The sequence below is a fragment of the Shewanella sairae genome (genome assembly GCF_023283535.1).
Lineage (GTDB): Bacteria > Pseudomonadota > Gammaproteobacteria > Enterobacterales > Shewanellaceae > Shewanella > Shewanella sairae.
In genome coordinates this window covers 38,139-59,542 of the sequence record NZ_JAKILT010000008.1, presented here as the reverse complement: position 1 = coordinate 59,542, position 21,404 = coordinate 38,139, and the positions used below count along the sequence as shown (strand labels likewise).

Below are 21,404 nucleotides of genomic sequence, written 5' to 3'. Positions count from 1 at the left end.
TTAGCTACCAAAAATTCGTTTTAAGAAACCTTTCTTCTCTTCCGTAAGAAATCGGAAAGGCAGTTCTTCACCTAATAACCTATCTACAGCATCGCTGTAGGCCATACCTGCGTCACTTTCTTGATCTAGAATGACAGGTACACCAGAGTTAGAGGCTTTTAGTACGGCTTGTGACTCAGGGATCACGCCGATTAATGGAATCGCTAAGATTTCTTCTACATCTTGCACACTTAGCATTTCACCGGTAGTTACTCGCGCAGGAGAGTAGCGAGTAAGCAGTAAGTATTCTTTTACAGGCTCTAAACCGTCTTCAGCGCGTTTAGATTTACTTTGTAGCATGCCTAAGATACGGTCTGAATCGCGAACAGAACTCACTTCAGGGTTCGTCGTTACAATTGCTACATCAGCGAAGTAAAGTGCCATCATGGCACCGGTTTCAATACCTGCTGGTGAATCACAAATAATATATTCAAAATCTTTAGCAAGATCTTCTAAGACCTTACCAACACCTTCTTTGGTCAACGCGTCTTTATCACGGGTTTGTGAAGCTGGTAATACGAATAATTTTGGTGTGCGTTTGTCTTTAATCAATGCCTGATTAAGATTCGCTTCGCCATTAATCACATTGACAAAGTCATACACCACTCGGCGCTCACAGCCCATGATTAAGTCTAAGTTACGTAGACCAATATCGAAATCGATAACCACGGTTTTATGGCCTTTCATCGCAAGACCTGTGGCAATTGCAGCACTTGAGGTGGTTTTACCCACGCCACCTTTACCCGATGTGACAACAATAATTTGCGCCATTTATAATAATCCTTTCAATTTTGCGCTCTACAGAGGCAATGATTCAACCGTAAGCGACTCGCCTTCTAGGCGAATACAACCGCTTGGAGCGGCTCCGTTTTGCTGAAGATTTTCAGTCAACCAGTATTGTCCTGCAACCGATACCAGTTCTGCTTCAATTTTTTGTGCCATGATAACTGCATTTCTGTCGCCAGCGGCGCCAGCCATCGCTTTACCACGTAATGTACCGTATATATGGATACTGCCGTCGGCGATAACCTCTGCACCGTTACCTACTGCGCCAATAATGATTAGGTCAGCATCTTTGGCATAAATTTGCTGCCCAGAGCGAACATTTTGCTTAACAATTTTGGTTGTTTTAGGTAACTGAGGTTGTGAAGAGGCTTCTTTTCCAGATTTTACCACCGCTAATCCAATCGACTTAGCCTTTTTAGTCAATTGTGCTGATGCGCTAGTGATACCCACAATAATCAATTGGCGACTGGTTAATATTTCTTTTAAACCAAGAATGTCAAAATCATTGTTTTGTATACTGCTTAAGTTTACGACTAAAGGAGCACCGATGAAAAACTGCGGCGCGATGGCGAGTTTAGCATCTAGCTCAGCCGCAACTACTGCCATATCATCATTGTTGATATGCAGCACAGAAAGAGTAAAAGAAGAGCCTTTTAATTCTAGGCTAGGTGTTTGCATTCCTATATTGCTCTCTAGAAAAGTTCAGCACGAGGCCGATATCCATTAAATTCCTAACCGTCCATGTTATAGTGTGCCCTCGTAACTGGCAAGTTGAATAGTTTGGAAATTGAGTCGTATATGATCTGTGCAGTATATAAGAGCCTAAGAAAGGCTGAAAGTTACCTTTTCGTTGAAAAACGTAATGATTTTGAACGCGTTCCTGAAGCATTAATGGCCATGTTTGGCGAGCCGCAACTGGTGATGATGTTACCCATAGAAAAGCGAGACCATTTAGGGTTTGCCGATATTCATAAAGTAAGATCTGAACTGAAAGAAAAGGGATTTTATTTGCAGCTCCCCCCTCCAGTTGTTAATTTACTTGAACAACATAAAAAAGACATCGGCTTTAATCCAGACTAACCTCAAGTTAAAGCGACAAAAGGTGTATTGAAGGGGATTTATGGTATTAGGAAAACACGCGCTACTACTTTTTTGCTGCTTGTATTGTCAGCAAGCATTTGGAATACAAGTCGAGCGAGAAGAAAGCTTCATTGAATACGTAGAGGCGTTGAAGCCAAAAGCGTTAGGTGAGGGTATTAGCGAGCAAACGGTTAGTGCTGTTTTCCCAAGAGTGAAGATGTTTAAAAAGGTACTTCCTACTGATAAACCTGATAGTGAGAGTGTAGTTACACTTGAATCGTACCTTCCCAATGCTGTTACAGAATCAACGGTAAAAGATGCTCGAACGTTATATAAGCAATATTTACCAGAGTTAAAAGAAATTGGTGCCCGTTATGGTGTTCAGCCTCGATTTATCGTTGCACTTTGGGGGGTAGAGTCCAATTTTGGTCAAAACAGTAACGACTATTCAGTCTTATCTGTTACGGCTTCTTTAGCTTATGAAGGACGTTTTGAGGCGCTATTTCAAAAAGAGTTTATTACGGCACTAAAGATTATAGAGAATGAGGAGCTGAGTTTTGAACAGCTCAAAGGTACCTGGGTAGGCGCGATGGGACAGATTAGTTTTATGCCCAGTGCTTATTATACTTATGCCCAAGATGGTGATGGAGATGGTAAAAAAGACATTTGGAAAAATCCTAAAGACGTCTTTGCCTCTGCTGCATTTTATCTACAGCAGTCCGGGTGGACTGAATCTGAAACGTGGGGAAGACAAGTTCGTTTACCGAGCACTTTTGATGAAAAGCTTTCAGGTATCAAAATAAAAAAATCTTTCGAAGAATGGCAAGCTCTGGGCGTCAGGCGTTTTGATGGTAGCGATTTGCCAAAGAGAACTGATATGCAGATATCGTTAATTATGCCTGATGGTGCTGACGGGCGTAAATACCTTGTTTATGGTAATTATCGCGGATTACTTAACTGGAAAAGTTCACATCACTTTGCGCTCTCTGTAGCTTACTTATCGGAGAGAATAAAATTCCCAGCAATTAATTAATTCTGATGTAAATGACATCAATAGTTCAAGAATGATTTTATGGGATAAGTCTAAATTTTAGAATTAAATGCAATATAAGGTTTTAATGACAATACGCAATGTGCCGTATAGCGTTAGAACAAGGTATAATACTTAGCTGTTCGGTTAATATAAATGAGTTAAATATGGCATTTTGGGATGACAAAACCTTAGCACAAATGAACACTGAAGAGTGGGAGTCACTATGCGATGGTTGTGGTAAGTGTTGCTTAAATAAGCTTATCGATGACGAAACCGAAGAGCTCTATTACACCAATGCCGCGTGTCAATTATTGGATAATAAAACTGGCCACTGTCAGAATTATGAGCAGCGTTTTAGCTTTGTACCAAGCTGCACTAAAGTAACGGTAGATAACGTTGAGTCCCTCACTTGGTTGCCTGATAGTTGCGCTTACCGCCGTCTGTTTATGGGGCGAGCACTGCCAACATGGCACCCGCTGCGTACAGGCTCAAAAGAGGCTATGATCCTTTCAGGTATGTCAGTTGCAGGAAAAGTGACCTGCGAGACCAAAATACGAGATATCGAAGATCATATTGTTTTGTGGCCAATGAAAGACGTGGAGTAGGCCAGCCAGCTAGGCTTGCGGTAAGAACATAAAAAAACGCCCGATATTATCGGGCGTTTTTTTATAGGATTAATTTAACGCTGCTGGCTAAACTGATTTTTTTAGAGCTGGAATAATGAACACGAGTAGGGCAAGTAGATAACCAGCGAAAGCGATAATCATATATTGCCCCATTGTGACTCCCATAAACTCCCATGGGATATCAGTGCACATGCCTGTAGGCATAAATACCGATGGTAGCCATTCGTGTAGCTGCAGCCAGCTTGGGAATTCAGGTAAATAAGAACAGGTTGCAAAAGGAGAAGGGTTAGTTTGCATATCGACGAGCTCAATTGCTAGCTTAAGCCCCCAAATTGCACTCAGTCCCCAAATCGCAACAGCTGCCCCACGTGCAATGCGCGAACGGTGACCAATAACGCCTATCAAACCAGCGAAAAGAAGTCCAAAAACAGCGACACGTTGATAGATGCACATGACACAAGGGCTTAAATGCATGACATATTGAAAAAACAGCGCGGCTAACTCAAGCGCGACGGCCGAGAACATCAATATCAGCCAAGCGGCTCGAGAGTGGGCAAATCCGATTAGTGCATTCAACGACAAAGTCTCCATTGCAAGTAAAAAAACGCCCTATTGAATAGGGCGTTTTATATGACTAACTATTTAAAAAATAGTTCAGATAAGGCTTATCAATGTGATGATACTACACCATCTGCAGCTGCTTGAGCAGAGTGATGGATTAACATTTGACTGTCATAGAAGTATTGAGTCATCTGTTCTAGTGCGCCTAACTGAATTGCAAGTACACCAACAATAGACAATACGATCGTGTAAGGCAGCGCCATCCACACCATTCTGCCGTAAGATAGGCGGATGAGCGGAGCGATTGCAGAAGTTAGCAAGAATAGGAATGCTGCTTGACCGTTAGGCGTAGCAACTGATGGTAGGTTAGTACCAGTGTTGATTGCTACTGCTAATAGGTCGAACTGATCACGAGTAATTTGGCCATTTAGAAGTGCAGCTTTCACTTCGTTAATGTAAACCGTACCCACGAATACGTTATCGCTCACCATTGAAAGTAGACCGTTAGCAATATAGAAAATAACTAACTGAGTGTTACCTTCATAGCTTAGTGCCCACTGGATCACTGGTGCAAACAATTGCTGGTCAATAATTACGGCAACGATAGCGAAGAATACTGCTAATAGCGCAGTAAACGGTAGCGCTTCTTCAAAAGCTTTACCTAGTGCGTGTTCGTTAGTGATACCGTTAAATGCAGTCGCTAGAATGATGACAGATAGACCGATTAAGCCTACAGACGCCAAATGCAGTGCAAGACCTGCGATTAACCACACACCAATAACCGCTTGAATTAGTAGCTTAACTTTATCATGCTTGGTGCGGTTAGCATCTTCATGAGCATCGTAGTCAGAAAGGATTTTATGAACCGCTTCTGGTAGTTGCTGGCCGTAACCGAATACTTTGAATTTCTCAACTAAGAAACACGTCGTAATACCAGCAAAGAATACTGGAACAGTTACTGGTGACATGCGAATAGCAAATTCAGCGAATTGCCAGTTTGCTTGCGCTGCAATAATTAGGTTTTGTGGTTCACCAACCATGGTACAAACACCACCTAATGCAGTACCAACACCGGCATGCATAAGTAGGTTACGTAAGAAACCACGGAAAGATTCTAATTCTTCTTCACATAGCTGATTTTGACCATCAGATGTATGGTCATGGCTTTCGCCAAAGCTCTTGCCTGATGCAACTTTGTGATAGATAGAGTAGAAACCTACTGCAACTGTGATGATAACGGCGATAACAGTTAACGCATCTAAGAATGCAGACAGGAATGCAGAAGCCATACAGAACAATAAAGAGACTGCTACTTTTGAGCGTACTTTAGTGATCATCTTAGTAAATACAAATAGAAGCAATTGCTTCATGAAGTAAATACCAGCAACCATGAAGACTAGTAGTAGAACTACTTCAAGGTTTGCTTCGATTTCATGCAGCACTTGGCTAGGCGATGTCATACCAATGGCGACAGCTTCAATCGCTAATAAACCACCTGGTTGTAGTGGGTAACATTTTAGGGCCATTGCTAAAGTGAAGATAAACTCAACAACTAACAGCCAGCCAGCCACAAACGGATTAAAGTAAAATACGATTGGGTTGATCACTAAAAACGATATGATCGCGAGTTTGAACCACTTCGGTGAATTACCCAAGAAGTTGTCAAGAAACGCCCGACTCATTGTCACAGGCATGGAATCCTCTCTATTTGATATCTATATAGTTGCTAATAACAAAATTTTAATGGAATTTGCTACCAGCTATAATTAAGCCGATGCTAAAGATAAAACCTTTTCGAAAACTTAAAAAGCCCATAATGACGAAACAGCTATCTATATCAAAAAAATGTCATTTAAAATGACCTGTTAGCGTAAAAAATGAGCGGTTCGGCTCGTTTCTATATTTAGTCACTGTCAATTCGCGCTGTTTTAGTTTTCATTTTTCATGGCTCTGGTATGATCAGTCGCTAGAACAACACTAATAATTAGATAGAGTAGGTTAATGATCATCAATGCCAAAGGTCCTGCAAGTTTCGCAGAGAAGTATATTGTACGATCCATCTGGGAAAATAAGTTTCCACCAGGCTCTATTCTGCCCGCTGAGCGTGAGCTGTCAGAATTAATCGGCGTAACTCGCACAACGTTACGTGAAGTTCTGCAGCGCTTAGCGCGAGATGGGTGGCTCACTATCCAGCATGGTAAGCCAACTCGAGTTAACAATTTTTGGGAAACTTCGGGTCTAAATATTCTTGAGACCATTGCTGAGCTTAACCCTGAAGGTTTTCCTGAATTAGTGGATCAATTGTTATCTGCGCGTAGCAGTGTCAGTGCTATCTATTTTAGAGGTGCAATTCGCAATAATCCAGATAAGGCCATTGCTGCTTTAGCTGAGCTTGATTTACTTGAAGATAATGCTGAAGCATACGCTGAATTCGATTATGAGTTACAGCACACGTTAGCGTTCAGCTCTGGAAATCCACTTTACGTATTGATATTAAATGGCTTTAAGGGCTTATACAGTAGAGTAGGGCGTTATTATTTCTCAAGTCCTGAAGCCCGAGCTTTGGCGATGGAGTTTTATAAGCAGCTTCAAACTTTAGCGATTGCTAAAAATTACGTAGATGTGCCAGCGTTAATGCGTACATACGGTATTAATAGTGGCATGATGTGGCAAAGTCTGCGTGATGACATGCCAGAGAATTTAGGTCACTCAGATACTTAAATTAGCTAACTTAATCTGTTATCACAGCCGCTTAAATAAAAAGCCATCGTTTAGATGGCTTTTTTGTGGCGATTCAAATGCAGTGTTATATAAGCGCTATAAATCAAAGCTGTAATAGATATCTAAAGACTGCTCAATCGTGCCTGACACCGTTTCTAGGTAAAGTTGAGATAATAAGTAATACCGTACGGTCATTTCATAGCCCGGGTTAAATACGCCAACGCCATATTTAACCATCAAGTCTTCACCAATAAAGCCGCTAATAGCAAAGCGGCCGTCATCATTGGCATCGAGTTGTACGTTAGAAAAGCCTATTTTTTCAATAATGCCGGTTGCGGTATTTCCGATGTTGCCAATAGCACCGCCGCCGATTTGGCTGCTTAAGGTTAATGCGGCTCCCATCATTAGACCGCTGTTTTGATCGACACTGGTATTACTCAATCCGGTTCCGCGGACGATATAGTTTAAAATCTCAGCCTGTTCTTTGGCTGGGTTAGAAAAGAGATCGACAACAGGCTTGAGTGGTGTACCTGTAATACGGACTCCGGCAACCACATCTTCGTCTTTAATTTCTCTTACGGCTTCAATGTTAAGGTTTGGCACATCAATGGGGCCAATAAACTGCATTTCACCGGCTTTTATTTCCAAGGTTTGCCCCATAAATTTATAGCTGCCATCAATGACTTTAATTTCGCCAAAGAGTAGAGGGGGCCTAAAGGGATCTTGTTTTAGCTCCAGTTTTCCTTGTAGTCGACCAGCTAGCCCCATGCCATCAACTTTGAGTTTGTCACCGATATTTAGGTTAACTTGGGCCGAAACGGCTAAAGGCGAGGCTTTTGCTTCTTTTGAAGATAAACTGTCCTCAAATACGACATCTTTAGAAACTGCGACGCCTCCTTCTGGTAGTTGAACGATAGTAATCTTGCCTGAGGGCACGTTTATATCACCACTGATATTAAATGACTCATCGGTGAATTTTACTTGTAAGTCAGTTCCTACATTTAAAATGGCGAGTGGGGGTTGAATAACCGCTAGATTATCGCCTTTTATATCGAAAGAACCATTCAGTTTTTTCTGTAGCCAATCGAGCTCACCATCAACGTAGGCTAAGCCTTTACCCATTTTTAGCTCACCGTCAATTTTTGCTTTTTTACCCGCAAAAATAAAATCAAGATCAATATCCTCAAGCAAGGTAGGATTGGCCGTTGCCATAATTGAGCCTTTGTTGAGGGCGATTTCGCCACTCACTTGTGGATCGTTTAGCGTTCCTGCGATTGTAAGCTCACTTGAGATAATGCCTTCTAGTACTTCAAGTTCAGGTAAGAGTACACCTAAGGCTTCTAAATTTATTTTGTGTAAAGATAGCTTGCCGTTCATTGCTCTATCTGGGGTGACATTAATTGCAAGGTTAGCGTCCATACTCGCAATTTTTTGCGATTCGAGCGATATAGAGGTCTGCAGTAGTTTTTCATTGAGTAAGCTTTGCAGGGTTAACGACTTATAGCCAACTGCGACTTTACTGTTATTGGTTGCTTGAAAGTCAATATTACCTTCGTCGAGTTGCAGGTTAAGCTCGCCAATTGGCTTTTTATCTTCAAACCATTTGATACTGGCAGCGAGGGTTGCAGGTCCATTCCAATCAATACTTTGTGGCAACCAAGGTTCAACAAGTCTACCGAGATCGCCATTAAATGTTAGTGCGGCTTGGCCACTTAGTCCTAATAAAATATCCTTTTTCGCACATAACTTTCCGCCACTATGTGATAAACAGAAGGGGGCTAGCGTTCCGGTTTGTGTTTTTAAGGAGTATTCGGCATTAACGGCTTGCTCAATGGATATGTCACCTAACTTGGAGGCTACAGATAGGCTGTCGACTTGAGCAATAATCACTTGCTTCTTATCATCGTAGCTACTTACCATTTCTGTACTTAATGCGAGATCGCCTACGGATGTGATGACCAAAGATTGATCATTTAGATCACCTGTGGTGGCTAGATCAATACTGCTAAGCTCAAGGTCTTGATAGCTAAAATTTTGTAAATTGACGTCAGCATTAAATGCTTGATTGTTAAAAGGCTTATAATGGCCGTTTAGTGATAGTTTCTCGAGTTCAAGGGCTTGAAATTGTAATTCTTCAGCCTTAAGTTTAACGCCAATATCCGGCTGTTCATTATCACCCGATACACTAATATCAGCATTAATCATACCCGCTGCATCTTGCTGCCATAAGCTAAGATCAGGTATATCTAACTTACCGGTAAGAGCCCATTGTTTTTCGACTTTTCCCTGAATAAATAAGCGACTTTGCAACGCGTTAACGTTTAATCCATTGGAGCTTAAATACAACTTATCATTAATTGAGAGTTCGCCGTCTATATTGAGCGGGTAATGCATGATATGCCCGCTTAATCGGGCGTTGTTGACATCGATAGACCATGCATTATCTGCGAGAGTATATTGACCACTGCTTGTTAATGGGCCGGTGATATCGCTAGCTGGTAACGCTTGTTCCGGTAACAGCTTAAGTAAACCAATATTGATATTTTGTGCGGCAATGGTCGCGTCCCATCGTAATTGTTCGCCAAAACCAAAGGTGCCCTGTAGTGTCAACTCACCGAGTTCACTATTGTGGACATGCAACTTTTCGAATTTTAGGCTTTGATTTTCATGGCTAAATCGACTGTCTATGCTTATTTGAGGCTGATAAGGCGAGGTAAATAAACTCTTTAGTTTTATCGCTTGCTGTTGCAGATCTCCTTTTGCTGACAGTTCAACACGTTTGGCGACATAATCGGGTTTTTGTAATGGCCACTGTAAGCTTTCTGCGTTAAGCGCAAGCCTAAAAGGGAGCTGCGGATTAGCAAGTTTGATGTTTGAATTAACATCAAATTTGAATTGGCCTGTCCCGACTATATGGCTATTAAGATCGTTAAACCCTTGCTTAACCGTAAGTTCTAAATTTTGTCCTTTAAGTCCCGGTAACTCGGTAACTTTGGCAAGCTTAATAGAGGACTGTATATCCATTGGATAGTCGTCGATTAATGACATTTGACCAATCAGTCTAACGTCGCCATAGCTATGACTCGCCTTAAAGTCATCGATATTGATAAGAAATTGCTGGTAACTACCACTGAGGTGCAGGCTGTCAAAATGATCTTTGCGTGGACCGAGAATTAAGTCGCCATTGTCGATGTCTAACGTATTAACAAATACCGGTATAGGCATAAAAACAGCTGGTAAGTTTGCCATAGCCCAGCTTTCAGTTGCTTGCTCTGTAGCAGCGTTTTTCGAGGGGGCTCCTGACTGTGTTGGCTCACCTTCTGTGACGCTATCTGGCGTAGTCTCTGTTTCAAAAGGGATTGAGACTAAAAGGCCTTCTGAATAAATTTTACTGGCACGGATCCCTGTAGCAAGCCACTCAGCACTTAGGTCAAGCTGGTTTGCATTAAAGTCCATATCGTTAACGCGCACAGTCACATTTTTAAGCGCACCGTTGCTAAGCGTGATACCAAATGGCAGCGTTATTTCTTGATTTTCATCAGCTTCTGGCTCTGTATTATCTTGAGCATTACCCGAAGAGATATCTGTTGTTTCTGCTTTACTATAAGCCCCTATTAAATGGGTATCGATTTCGACATTAACTTTAGAGCTGGCCAATTGCTCAACACATAACTGCTTTTGCATTAAACACATCGGGTTCCAAGCAAGTACTAGATCGGTTATTTGAACCTTTACCCCCGCCATTTGCCATGCGCCGTAGTTAAGCTCTAACTGACGGTTTATTTGTCCTGATTTGTAGTCAAGCTCTAGATCTGGCACTAACATATCTGCGAGTTTTACGGTGATATGGCTGCCAAACTCAGTACCTATTAACACCGCTAAGCTAATCAATAACAATAAAGGTGTGTAGAATATGATTCGGCTACAGAGTTTAAATCGGCGCGAAAGCCTTGTTCCCAAACCCAGCTTTACCTGAGTTGTGTTTTCATTTGCCGCTGTGATATCGGCTTCCTCTTTAGGAGTTATCATAATTCAGCTCCCATGGTGATGTGTATTCGCCAAGGACGACTTATCGTGTCAGTTTCTTTTAGGCCAACACCCACATCTAGTTTTACGGGGCCAATGGGGGAGATCCAGTGAATCCCCGCGCCTACCGAGGTAACAAGTTCGATTTGATTAACATCAAAAGCGTTACCGGCATCAATAAAAGTGGCCACACGCCAACTTGGTGTGACGTAGTATTGATATTCAAGGCTTCCCACCATTAAGTAGCGCCCGCCCACAACTTCGCGAACGGTTTCACCATTTTCATTTATCGAATCAATCGATGGCCCTAACTCATTGTAACTATAACCACGAATACTTTGGTCACCACCGGCAAAATAACGTAAAGATGGCGGAATGTTTTCGAGTGAGTTTTCATTGGTTAGATTCGCCGCCATATCAAGACGAGATACAATGCGGTGCTTATCGAAAAAGGTATTGATCCACTTGAACTTAGTTTGTAAGCGCGTGAGTCTGACCTCTGAACCTAAGCTAGGGTCGGCATACTCAAGGCTGTAAAATTGAAAAAAGCCAGATTTAGGATCGAGCGAGTTATCGCCACGGGTTGTTTTAGACAAGCTAGTGCCAAACAAAACGTAACGAGGGTCATAGTCAACCCCTGACTGTTGATAGGTTTCTTTCATGACTTCAGCTGAGTAATTGAATAACCATTTACTTTGTAAGCGTTGTTGCCGAATAACGGCAAATAGCATTTTAGAGGCTTCGAGTTGGCCTGTATTGTTAAAGTTGCGATCTTCACTATTGTAAACCTGTGTTACCCCGTATTTGTCTCTGAGCATGCCTGTGCGGATTTTAAGCTGGTCATCGAGGGGGTGAGTTAACGGAATGGTATAGGTAGTTAAGAACTTAGGTTTGTCCGGTGACCACTCGGCGGTGGTTTCCTGTGAATGGCCATATTTGTTAATTTGTGGCGTGCGCCAAGTGACGCGCAGTCTAGGCTCAAGGTTGTTATCAACGGTATTACCGATGTCTGCACCGAGACCTAACTCAATAGAGTGGTTAGGCTTAGGACTTAATTCTACGCGCACAGGCACAAGCAGACCATCAACATGGTCGACTAAAGGCAGGACCTTGATATTTGAAAAATAGCCGGTATCAAGTAATTGTCGATTTAATTGACCCAAATTCCCGGTACTATAGGGTGCATCGAGTTTAAAGGGGACTAACTCTTCTAAAATCTGTGGCTCTAGGGTTGAGCCTGTAAAGCTCACCTGACCTATGTGGTATCGCTTACCTGAATCATAATAGAGCGAAATCTTTGCGGTGTTAAAGTCGCGATCAACTAAAATTTCAGCTTGATCAAATTTTCCATCAAAATAACCTCGGGCTAGTGCAAGCGTCAATAACTGTGATTTGATATCGTCATAAACCCCATGGTTAAGGCGATCGCCTGGGCGAATTTTTAATTGGCTAAGCCACTTTTCAAACAGTGGGTCAGTTTGCATTTCGCCTTTTACTTGAATATCTATCCAGCTAATCAAGGTGGGCGTGCCAGGGTCAATAACTAAGTTTAACTGCCAAGGTTTTTTGTCGTGGCTAACCACATCTTGTTGCACTTTGCTATGGTAGTAACCCATAGAGTGCATAGCGGCTTCGATATTGTCTTGGGCGTTAAAGATAAATGCACGGCGCTGCACTGCTGAGTCAGGAAGAGAGCCAAGATGAGCTGTGACGTTTGTTGCAAGGGAGCTTTTAACGCCTTTAATATTGAGATCTAACCAATCGTTTGCTCGAACTGAAAATGTTGCCAATGTTAAACAGGCAATCAGCAAAGTAGATGTCATCAATTTAAACAAACTTATTAACAAAAATCAGACTCTTATTATTGGTTTAAAGGAGGCTATCTATTGTCACTAGAATCACTTGTTCAAGCAAGTTGCAGATTGTAATTATGGCTTAAAATGGTTACAAAGAGGGCAAATAAATATAAAAGGATGCAGTTTGTGAATTATAAAACGCTCAGTGCGGCATTATTGGTTGTTTTCTCTACAGGCTTATCAATGAATGCCATTGCAAATGATAAACCGTTTTCAATTGCGATTCATGGTGGAGCGGGCACAATTTCTAAGGCCAATTTAACACCTGAGCAGCAAAAAGCGTATCGAGCTAAATTACAAGAAGCGGTCGATGCTGGCTATGACGTACTCGCAAAAGGTGGCGACAGCATAGTCGCGGTGAAAGCATCGATTAATATTCTTGAAAATAGCCCACTGTTTAACGCAGGTGTTGGTGCTGTTTACACGTTTGACGGTGCCCATGAATTAGATGCGTCGATTATGGACGGTAAAACCATGAATGCTGGCGCTGTAGCCGGTGTTAAGCATATCAAGAACCCTATCGATTTAGCGATTACGGTTATGGAAAAGTCACCCCATGTGATGTTGTCAGGTCAAGGGGCTGAAGAGTTTGCGTTAACTCAAGGTTATCAGTTGGTACCGGCTAATCATTTTGATACCGACAATCGTTATCAACAATTAAATAGCGCCAAAGAAAAAATCCGTAAGGCTGAGTCAAATGCGGATTATCAAGCCAGTACTGGTGCAGGTATTAGCCATAACTACAAGCAAAGTGCTCTAGAATACAGTGAGTTTGATTATAAGTTCGGCACGGTAGGTGCGGTTGCACTCGATCAAAACGGTAATTTAGCTGCAGGTACATCGACTGGTGGTATGACGGCAAAACGTTTTGGCCGCATCGGAGATTCCCCGGTTATTGGCGCAGGCACTTATGCTGAGAATGGTGTTTGCGCGGTTTCAGCCACAGGCCACGGTGAGTACTTTATACGTTATCATGTGGCGGGTGATATTTGCGCAAAAGTGAAGTATCAAAACAAATCCATTATTCAAGCGGCAGATGAAGTGATTAATCAACGATTGATAACGGCTGGTGGCACAGGCGGTGTGATTGCAATTGATCAACGCGGCAATATTGCGACACCGTTTAATACTGAAGGTATGTACCGTGCGACTCGGAAAAATAACCAGCCTGCGCAAGTGATGATTTGGTCTGACTTATAGCCCTAGTATCCACTTTATTTAGCTGCAGAAAACGCAATAATCTGGCGATGCAGTGAGTTTAGAAGCTCTTATATTTTGATATAAGAGCTTTTTTATTAAAGATTCAACTTAAATTATTATTCACTAATCAAAGATCCCCTAAAGGTTTATAATATCGCTCAGTGAGACTCGCTTGCATCAGCAGCAGGCTTCATATTCTTATCTTTAAACTAAAGTCGTTGCGCCAATGAAAGAGCAAATAAGCACACCTAAAAAGCCAGATAGAGCAACTGCCATGATGCAAATTATTGAGCAGGTGAAACAAACGTTGCCGTTATATGAGTCCGAGACCTTTGTTTGTGGACCTGATGGCAACTGTTTAGGCTGCCCTAAAAAATTGCTTGAGTTAGTGGATAGAGAGCTTAGTTACTGGGAAAGTGCAATTGCCAACGGCAATGTACCGCAGTTTGATGACATACGCAGGTTTGGTAAGTTATGTAGCAGTGTTAAGCGTGGTCTTGAGCGAAATGGTGTATTAGAAAAATACCAACAGATAAAAGCCGTAAACCTAAGTTAGTCATGATTAGAGGCTTATATTGTCGATGAGCGAGTGTTAATCATCCCTGTGTTTAAACGATATTCGAGCAATAATGCGCTTATTTGAGCTGACTAAGTGTGTCTTTGAGAGCTGAACTAATATCTGCACCACAACATATTAGCTATAAAGTATTGCCTATAGCGTAACGCTTTTCTACTGAGGCGAGGCATTAGCTGTATTGAATTCAGCCTAAGTCAAAATCTGTGAAACAGCTCACTAATATTTATTTGTATGGCTATGAATAAAAAGCCAAAATGCCGCGCAATCTCTTCCCCTCAAAAAAGCGTACTCGCATAAAAAGGTTGCACATGAGCAAAAAATTTCTGATCACTTGGGATCAAATGCAAGGTTATAGCCGTGAATTAGCTGAACGTTTACTACCTGCTGATCAATGGCAAGGTATTATTGCAGTAAGCCGTGGTGGTTTGGTGCCTGCAGCTATTCTAGCCCGCGAGTTAGGTATTCGCCATGTCGATACCATCTGTATTTCAAGTTATGATCACGACCATCAACGTGAAACTAAAATCATCAAACAAGCGCCAGGTGACGGCGAAGGCTTTATCGTTATCGATGATTTAGTTGATAGCGGTTCAACGGCTAAAATTGTCCGTGAAATTTACCCTAAAGCTAAATTCGTTACAGTGTGTGCTAAGCCTGCCGGTAAGCCACTTGTTGACGATTATATTGTTGATATCCCGCAGGACACTTGGATTGAACAGCCATGGGATACAGGTGTTAGCTTCAGAGAGCCACTTTGTAAGTAATCGCCTTAATTACAATTTTAAGGTGAAAATGAAAACCGAATAGACCGCTATTCGGTTTTTTTGTGCCTTGAGTTTATCAACTCGAACTCGTTGCTAATTAGTGACTCTAATCCTAGTAAACAAAGAGGCAGGTTAACCGAAGAGTAACGATGCTCCTCACTTGTTGTAAACCATATGTTCCTGCCATACATAAAACATGTCTCCATTCTTGTAAGTCAGTTGCGGTTAAAGCCACTCTAAAGCTCATTTTTTAGGTCTCTTTGCCAGTATGACATTATCAATCTGAATTAATGGTTATTAATGTCTATGTTTAGCTGTATTTGCTAAACAATTGAAAATGGTCATTCCAAGAAAATCAAACAAGCGATATTATGCGACATAGTCCAATAACGTGAAGAGTTTATGATGAATATAGTTAAAGTTGACGACAGTAATGCTCAGGTCTACGGCAATCTTTACCAAGGGTATGCTGCGGAGTTTTCAAAAATTGTTGATGAGAAACCAGATGCCTGTGGCCTATTTGAGATCTACCCGAAATTGGCTGGCAGTGTAACTGGTTATTTACTTTATATTGATGGGATCCCAGCCGCTCTAACAGCAATTGACGAGAAGTCTGCCAAAGCGTATGAAATCTGTGATTTTTACGTACTGCCTTGCTTTCGTAAAAATAAAGTGGGTAAACGCTTTATTTCGAGTTTGTTTGAAGAGCTTGCTGGCTCTTGGGAAATCAAACAAGTGGCAGGAGCAGAGTATGCAATTAGTTTTTGGCGTGATGTTGTCAGTGACTATACATCAGGTAATTATATCGAAGACGTATATGAAGACAGTAAGTGGGGAACGGTAACGAGGCAATGTTTTTCTCACTATTAAGCTAGCATCTAAATGTATTGCTTGGTGCGTTTTGAGGTTCGAAATTGATATTACGATATCAGGTGTTTACCATAGGCTGTAGACGAAGGAGATAATAGATTGGCTAAGTTTTACAGCAAAGATGTAGGGCCAATTTTTTCTGTTTTTACATTTTTCAACATCAAGGAGAGATAAATGGACGTTATTCCATTAATTGCTGCAATTATTTTTAGCTTATTAGGCCTATACATATGCTTTGATTATTATAGGTTTAATAACAATGCGATAAAAACCCAAGGTAAAATTATAGGTTATGAAGAGTATCTATCAAAGGATAGCAATAACAACAAGAGAAAGATGTATAGACCTATATTTGAATACTCAGTCGATGGCAATGTATTTGAGATAAGGTCAAAAACATCATTTAGGCATAAAATTATTCCACAAGGGCATCCAGCAGTTGTGCTGTATAACAAGAATGATGAGGCTAATGCTCGGTTGGCAAAAGGCAATGGAGCTGGTTTAGGGGTGTTATTTATTGGCTTATCGATTCCTGCATATTATTTCGGTTTATTTGGGTAAGCGAAGCGATATTTCCTCTAGGTTTCCTTTTCCGATTGCTGTTATCGGTTTAATCCCCGCCTATGTTGTTCATTCTTAGCTAAACTAACAATAGAACAACTAAATAGGGGAACGAAATGGATTCAATAAACGTACAAGAGCATATGGATCGTCAACCTGTATTGTTATCGCCAACAATGTCGTTAGCCACTGCGGTAGAAAAATTATTGGATAACAAAAAACTGGGGGCGCCAGTAGTGGAAAGTGATGGCAAGCTGGTGGGGTTCTTGTCTCAGCAAGATTGTTTGGCTGTTATGCTTAAAAGTAGCTATCACTGCGACTTAACCGCGATTGTCAAAGATTGTATGCGCACCGATGTGTTGTCGGTATCACCAAACTCCAGTGTATTGTTGCTAGCAGAGCAAATGCTTGGCCCAAAACCTAAGGTGTATCCCGTTGTGGAGGAGGGCAAAGTAGTTGGTACGATTAATAGAACTAATGTGCTGGCGGCAATTAATACCTATATGCAGCAATGTTATTTAACGCCGGCGTAATTCACTGCTTGTTTGGGCGTTCTAGATAGCAAACCAGAGGGCACTTTACGCCCTTTTGTCTCTAGTGGAGGCTTTTGCTTAATTAACCTACGTTTTTTGCGCTGTGTAAGTTATAACGGTTAAAGTATTTTTAAGTCAGCTATACCAACCGTCAGCGTTCCTTGCTAGGATCACTTTCTTTCGTCTTGGCTATGGAATTTGCACTTGAGTTCGCAACAGCATCCTTTATCTAACGCATTCTTAAAACACTGTTATGAAGCTGACGCTGCCTATATTAGGCGTCGTCTGTTTAGGCTTCGAAAAGAGCCTGACTCAGACAAGAAAACTGCCACGCTTGACAAACTTGAAACTGTCGCGCTTGAGTCACGTAAAAAAGTGGAACAGCGTTTAGCGAACCGCCCAAGTATTACTTATCCAGACAGCCTACCTGTATCGCAAAAACGCGATGAGATTGCAGCCGCCATTGCTAACAATCAAGTGGTGATTGTTGCCGGTGAAACCGGCTCAGGTAAAACCACACAGTTACCCAAGATCTGTTTAGAGCTAGGCTTAGGTACACGTGGACTGATTGGTCATACTCAGCCACGCCGCCTAGCTGCAAGAAGCGTTGCAACGCGTATTGCTGAAGAGATGAACACACCATTAGGTGAAGCCGTGGGCTTTAAAGTTCGTTTTGCTGATGCCATTAACGATACCTCATACATCAAATTGATGACCGATGGTATTTTATTGGCTGAACTGACTAATGATAAATATCTCAATCAATACGACACTATCATTATCGATGAAGCGCATGAGCGTAGTCTTAACATCGATTTCATTTTGGGTTATCTGAAAAACGTATTGAGCAAGCGTCCGGATCTTAAAGTGATTATTACTTCGGCAACCATTGATGTTGACCGTTTTTCAAAACACTTTAATAACGCGCCTGTGATAGAAGTGTCAGGCCGTACTTATCCGGTTGAAACTCGCTATCGCCCATTAGTGCAAGATCAAGACGATGACTTAGATTTAATTGAAGGTATTTTTGCCGCAACCGATGAGCTAATGCAAGAAGGCTTAGGCGACATTTTGATCTTTATGAATGGTGAGCGCGAAATTCGTGATGTGGCTGAGCAGCTAAATCGTCGTAATTATCGTGACACAGAGATCTTACCTTTATACGCGCGTTTATCTTATGGCGAGCAATCAAAAGTATTTAAGAGCCATGTCGGTCGCCGCATTGTATTAGCGACAAACGTTGCCGAAACGTCATTGACGGTACCAGGTATTCGCTACGTTATTGACCCCGGTACTGCACGTATAAGCCGCTACAGTTACCGCACTAAAGTACAGCGTTTACCGATTGAGCCGATTTCTCAGGCAAGTGCTAACCAGCGTCAAGGCCGTTGTGGCCGTGTCGCGCCGGGTATTTGTATTCGTCTATATAGCGAAGATGATTTTGTTTCGCGTCCAGGCTTTACCGATCCAGAGATTTTACGCACTAACTTAGCCTCAGTTATTCTAAAAATGCTATCGATTGGCTTAGGCGATATTGAAGGCTTCCCGTTTATTCAGCCGCCTGATTCGCGTTACATTCGTGACGGTTTTATGCTGCTAGAAGAGTTACAAGCGGTAGTGAAAAAGAAGGGCAGACTCGACTTAACTCAGCTTGGTCGTCAGTTAGCGCATATTCCGGTGGATCCTCGTTTAGCGCGTATGGTGATAGAAGCTCAGCAAAACGGTTGCTTAAATGAAGCTTTAGTGATCACTGCGGGTCTATCTATTCAAGATCCTCGTGAACGTCCAATGGACAAGAAGCAAGCAGCCGATCAGGCACATAATCGATATAGCGATAAAGATTCAGACTTTGTTTCTTGGTTACACCTGTGGGATCACATTAAACAAAGCCAGAAAGAGCTGTCGAGTAGCCAGTTTAGAAAGCAATGTAAGGCGGAGTTCCTAGCGTATCTAAGGGTGCGCGAATGGCAAGACTTGTACACCCAGCTAAGGCAAGCGACCCATGAGCTTAAGTGGAAGCTTAACTCGCCAAGCGATGAGCTTGATTATGAAGGCTTGCATCGCTCGTTATTGACCGGTCTATTAAGCCATATCGGTTTTAAAGATAAAGATAACGAGTATCTTGGCGCTCGTAACCGTAAGTTCTTTGTGTTCCCTGGTTCTCCTTTAGCTAAAAAAGGCCCTAAATGGATCATGGCGGCTGAGATGACGGAAACATCGCGTTTATTTGCCCGTTGCTGCGCCAAAATCCAACCTGAATGGGTTGAGCCGCTAGCGGCGCATCTAGTGAAAAAGAATTATGTAGAGCCACACTTTGAATCAAAACAAGGCTCGGTGGTAGCACTTGAAAACCAAGTACTGTATGGCTTACAAATTGTTAATCGCCGCAAAGTACAATATGGTCCAGTTGAGCCCGTCGAAGCGCGTGAAATCTTTATTCGCTCAGCTCTGGCTGATGGTGAGTTACGCACTAACGAAGCCTTCTTTATTAACAACCAGAAGCTATTGCTCGACATTGAATCACTTGAACATAAGTCGCGCCGCCGAGATATTCTGGTCGATGAACAAGCCTTATATGCGTTTTATGAGCCGAAGATCCCAGATGGTATATATAACGCACCAAAGTTTTTAAAATGGTGGAAAGCGGCTAAAAAATCCACGCCTGATCTATTAGATTTTGAGCGTGAAAGCTTGATGCAGCGCAGTAGCGAGCATATTTCAGCACTAGATTTCCCCGAGAAATGGCACAAAGGCAACTTGGTGCTTAAAGTCAGTTATCATTTTGAGCCATCGCTGCCTGATGACGGCGTATCTGTGCATATTCCGGTTGCTTTGATTAACCAGATTGATGAAAGTGATTTTGACTGGATAGTGGCGGGCTTGCGTGAAGAAAAGTGTATTGCACTCATCAAGTCTTTACCAAAAGCGCTGCGCCGTAACTTTGTGCCTGCGCCAGATTATGCAAAAGCCTGTTTACAGGCGATGACACCGTTTGAGTTACCTTTAATCGATGCCATGTGCAAACAGCTGCTGCGTATGAGCGGAACGCGGATTTCACCAGAAGATTTTGATACTTCTCAGTTAACTAAGCATCTTTTAGTTAACTTTAAGATCGAAGGTGACAAGGGGAAATTACTTGCTGAAGGGCGAGAATTAGAGCCATTAAAGGCGAGTATGCAAGGCCAAGTCGTGCAGGCTATTCGCAGCGTTGCTGACTCAGGTATTGAGAAAAAAGGGCTAGAGCAATGGACCTTTGGCGATTTACCTAAACAGTTTGAGCAAAAGAAGGGCAACTTCGAAGTTAAAGCGTTTCCTGCGCTGGTGGATGATAAAACCAGCGTGTCGATCAAATTATTTGATGATGAATTTGAAGCGCAAAAGCAGCATCGTATTGGTCTACAGCGTTTGCTATTACTGAATATTCCATCGCCGGTAAAACATTTGCAAAAATCACTGCCGAACAAGGCAAAGCTTGCGATGTATTTTAATCCTTTTGGCCAGGTGAATATCTTAATTGATGACATTCTATCTGCGGCTGTACAACAGCTACTGGATGAGAAGGGCATTGATGTCCGGTCTGAGACCGCCTTTACTGAAGCGAAAGACTGGGTAAGGCAGGAGCTTAATCCGACAGCGGAAAAAATTGCCTTAAAAGTGGAAGAGATCTTAACCATTTATAACCGGATTAAAAAACGCCTAAAAGGTAAAATTAGCTTAGATATTGCGTTTGCGATGAGTGATATTCAAAGCCAGTTAGACCAATTGGTGTTTAAAGGCTTTGTTGAGCAGTCTGGTTGGCAACGTCTTGGTGATTTGAATCGTTATTTAAAAGGCATTGAAAACCGTTTAGAGAAGCTACCCGTTGACCCTAATCGCGACCGCATTCACATGCTGAGCGTTAATAAGGTTCAAGAGCTACTTAAAGCGCAAATGGCGAAATTGCCTAAGTCACAACCTGTGCCAGATGCTTTGATTGAAGCTAGATGGATGATTGAAGAGTATCGAGTGTCCTGTTTTGCCCAGGTGCTAGGTACGGCTTATCCAATCTCAGAAAAGCGTATTCTGAATCAAATCGCGCAAGTGTAATTCGCTTTATTGTTTATAGATGAAGCGCACCTTTTTAGGTGCGCTTTTTTGTATCTAAAAAATCATATCTCGTGTTCATTGTCTC

Annotated in this window: 17 protein-coding genes; 11 read left to right on the top strand and 6 right to left on the bottom strand. The window is 42.0% G+C overall.

What is annotated here, in order from left to right:
• Positions 1–810 carry a septum site-determining protein MinD gene (gene minD / locus L2748_RS04930; RefSeq protein WP_220780836.1) on the bottom strand — a complete coding sequence of 270 codons (810 nt, stop codon included), beginning with the start codon at positions 808–810 and terminating at the stop codon, positions 1–3.
• 27 nt (positions 811–837) lie between these two features.
• Positions 838–1,503: a septum site-determining protein MinC gene (minC, locus tag L2748_RS04925; protein WP_220780837.1), complete on the bottom strand. Its 666-nt coding sequence runs from the start codon at positions 1,501–1,503 to the stop codon at positions 838–840.
• Between the two features lie 120 nt (positions 1,504–1,623).
• Between minC and L2748_RS04920 the strand changes: the two genes are divergently transcribed.
• The 3 genes from L2748_RS04920 to L2748_RS04910 all read left to right on the top strand — a co-directional run bounded on the left by L2748_RS04920 (position 1,624) and on the right by L2748_RS04910 (position 3,543).
• Positions 1,624–1,905 (top strand): YcgL domain-containing protein, encoded by a 282-nt coding sequence (locus L2748_RS04920; protein ID WP_220780838.1) that lies wholly within the window; start codon positions 1,624–1,626, stop codon positions 1,903–1,905.
• Between the two features lie 40 nt (positions 1,906–1,945).
• The gene (locus L2748_RS04915; RefSeq protein WP_220780839.1) at positions 1,946–2,938 is read left to right on the top strand and encodes a lytic murein transglycosylase; all 993 of its coding nucleotides are present in this window, start codon (positions 1,946–1,948) and stop codon (positions 2,936–2,938) included.
• Between the two features lie 164 nt (positions 2,939–3,102).
• Complete coding sequence (locus L2748_RS04910; protein ID WP_220780840.1) at positions 3,103–3,543, top strand: YcgN family cysteine cluster protein; 441 nt, start codon at positions 3,103–3,105, stop codon at positions 3,541–3,543.
• 87 nt (positions 3,544–3,630) lie between these two features.
• Here L2748_RS04910 and dsbB read toward each other — a convergent pair whose 3' ends face one another.
• Together dsbB and nhaB are read right to left on the bottom strand one after the other, a co-directional pair.
• The gene (dsbB, locus tag L2748_RS04905; protein WP_373317201.1) at positions 3,631–4,140 is read right to left on the bottom strand and encodes a disulfide bond formation protein DsbB; all 510 of its coding nucleotides are present in this window, start codon (positions 4,138–4,140) and stop codon (positions 3,631–3,633) included.
• Between the two features lie 92 nt (positions 4,141–4,232).
• The gene (gene nhaB / locus L2748_RS04900; RefSeq protein ID WP_220780842.1) at positions 4,233–5,819 is read right to left on the bottom strand and encodes a sodium/proton antiporter NhaB; all 1,587 of its coding nucleotides are present in this window, start codon (positions 5,817–5,819) and stop codon (positions 4,233–4,235) included.
• 307 nt (positions 5,820–6,126) lie between these two features.
• Between nhaB and fadR the strand changes: the two genes are divergently transcribed.
• Positions 6,127–6,846 (top strand): fatty acid metabolism transcriptional regulator FadR, encoded by a 720-nt coding sequence (gene fadR / locus L2748_RS04895; RefSeq protein ID WP_220780843.1) that lies wholly within the window; start codon positions 6,127–6,129, stop codon positions 6,844–6,846.
• Positions 6,847–6,942: 96 nt separating this feature from the next.
• Here fadR and tamB read toward each other — a convergent pair whose 3' ends face one another.
• Both tamB and L2748_RS04885 read right to left on the bottom strand, forming a co-directional pair.
• On the bottom strand, positions 6,943–10,875 hold the full coding sequence (tamB, locus tag L2748_RS04890; protein WP_220780844.1) for an autotransporter assembly complex protein TamB: 3,933 nt from the start codon (positions 10,873–10,875) through the stop codon (positions 6,943–6,945).
• Positions 10,872–12,713, bottom strand: coding sequence for an autotransporter assembly complex protein TamA (locus L2748_RS04885; RefSeq protein ID WP_444544724.1), 1,842 nt, complete (start codon positions 12,711–12,713; stop codon positions 10,872–10,874). Before L2748_RS04885 ends, tamB begins: the two co-directional genes overlap by 4 nt.
• A 198-nt stretch (positions 12,714–12,911) precedes the next feature.
• Here L2748_RS04885 and L2748_RS04880 point away from each other — a divergent pair, with 198 nt between their 5' ends.
• The 7 genes from L2748_RS04880 to hrpA all read left to right on the top strand — a co-directional run bounded on the left by L2748_RS04880 (position 12,912) and on the right by hrpA (position 21,319).
• Positions 12,912–13,928, top strand: a complete 1,017-nt coding sequence (locus L2748_RS04880) for an isoaspartyl peptidase/L-asparaginase family protein (protein WP_220780867.1) — start codon at positions 12,912–12,914, stop codon at positions 13,926–13,928.
• 226 nt (positions 13,929–14,154) lie between these two features.
• The gene (locus tag L2748_RS04875; protein ID WP_220780845.1) at positions 14,155–14,484 is read left to right on the top strand and encodes a hypothetical protein; all 330 of its coding nucleotides are present in this window, start codon (positions 14,155–14,157) and stop codon (positions 14,482–14,484) included.
• A 329-nt stretch (positions 14,485–14,813) separates the two neighbouring features.
• Entirely contained in the window at positions 14,814–15,269 is a 456-nt protein-coding gene (gene gpt, locus L2748_RS04870) for a xanthine phosphoribosyltransferase (protein WP_220780846.1), read from the top strand.
• A 405-nt stretch (positions 15,270–15,674) separates the two neighbouring features.
• The gene (locus L2748_RS04865) at positions 15,675–16,139 is read left to right on the top strand and encodes a GNAT family N-acetyltransferase (RefSeq protein ID WP_246616139.1); all 465 of its coding nucleotides are present in this window, start codon (positions 15,675–15,677) and stop codon (positions 16,137–16,139) included.
• Between the two features lie 174 nt (positions 16,140–16,313).
• Positions 16,314–16,700: a DUF3592 domain-containing protein gene (locus tag L2748_RS04860; RefSeq protein WP_220780848.1), complete on the top strand. Its 387-nt coding sequence runs from the start codon at positions 16,314–16,316 to the stop codon at positions 16,698–16,700.
• A 116-nt stretch (positions 16,701–16,816) separates the two neighbouring features.
• A complete protein-coding gene (locus L2748_RS04855) occupies positions 16,817–17,233 on the top strand; it encodes a CBS domain-containing protein (RefSeq protein ID WP_220780849.1) in 417 nt (138 codons plus the stop codon).
• Between the two features lie 204 nt (positions 17,234–17,437).
• A complete protein-coding gene (gene hrpA, locus L2748_RS04850; protein ID WP_220780850.1) occupies positions 17,438–21,319 on the top strand; it encodes an ATP-dependent RNA helicase HrpA in 3,882 nt (1,293 codons plus the stop codon).
• Positions 21,320–21,404: the final 85 nt, after the last annotated feature.

What these genes read in the sequence shown, in the direction of transcription:
- L2748_RS04860 (WP_220780848.1), top strand. Translation starts at nt 16,314, where the DNA reads ATGGACGTTATTCCATTAATTGCTGCAATTATTTTTAGCTTATTAGGC.
- L2748_RS04910 (WP_220780840.1), top strand. Translation starts at nt 3,103, where the DNA reads ATGGCATTTTGGGATGACAAAACCTTAGCACAAATGAACACTGAAGAG.
- nhaB (WP_220780842.1), bottom strand. Translation starts at nt 5,819, where the DNA reads ATGCCTGTGACAATGAGTCGGGCGTTTCTTGACAACTTCTTGGGTAAT.
- L2748_RS04865 (WP_246616139.1), top strand. Translation starts at nt 15,675, where the DNA reads ATGAATATAGTTAAAGTTGACGACAGTAATGCTCAGGTCTACGGCAAT.
- L2748_RS04915 (WP_220780839.1), top strand. Translation starts at nt 1,946, where the DNA reads ATGGTATTAGGAAAACACGCGCTACTACTTTTTTGCTGCTTGTATTGT.
- L2748_RS04875 (WP_220780845.1), top strand. Translation starts at nt 14,155, where the DNA reads ATGAAAGAGCAAATAAGCACACCTAAAAAGCCAGATAGAGCAACTGCC.
- gpt (WP_220780846.1), top strand. Translation starts at nt 14,814, where the DNA reads ATGAGCAAAAAATTTCTGATCACTTGGGATCAAATGCAAGGTTATAGC.
- L2748_RS04855 (WP_220780849.1), top strand. Translation starts at nt 16,817, where the DNA reads ATGGATTCAATAAACGTACAAGAGCATATGGATCGTCAACCTGTATTG.
- L2748_RS04920 (WP_220780838.1), top strand. Translation starts at nt 1,624, where the DNA reads ATGATCTGTGCAGTATATAAGAGCCTAAGAAAGGCTGAAAGTTACCTT.
- tamB (WP_220780844.1), bottom strand. Translation starts at nt 10,875, where the DNA reads ATGATAACTCCTAAAGAGGAAGCCGATATCACAGCGGCAAATGAAAAC.
- fadR (WP_220780843.1), top strand. Translation starts at nt 6,127, where the DNA reads ATGATCATCAATGCCAAAGGTCCTGCAAGTTTCGCAGAGAAGTATATT.
- minD (WP_220780836.1), bottom strand. Translation starts at nt 810, where the DNA reads ATGGCGCAAATTATTGTTGTCACATCGGGTAAAGGTGGCGTGGGTAAA.
- minC (WP_220780837.1), bottom strand. Translation starts at nt 1,503, where the DNA reads ATGCAAACACCTAGCCTAGAATTAAAAGGCTCTTCTTTTACTCTTTCT.
- L2748_RS04880 (WP_220780867.1), top strand. Translation starts at nt 12,912, where the DNA reads ATGAATGCCATTGCAAATGATAAACCGTTTTCAATTGCGATTCATGGT.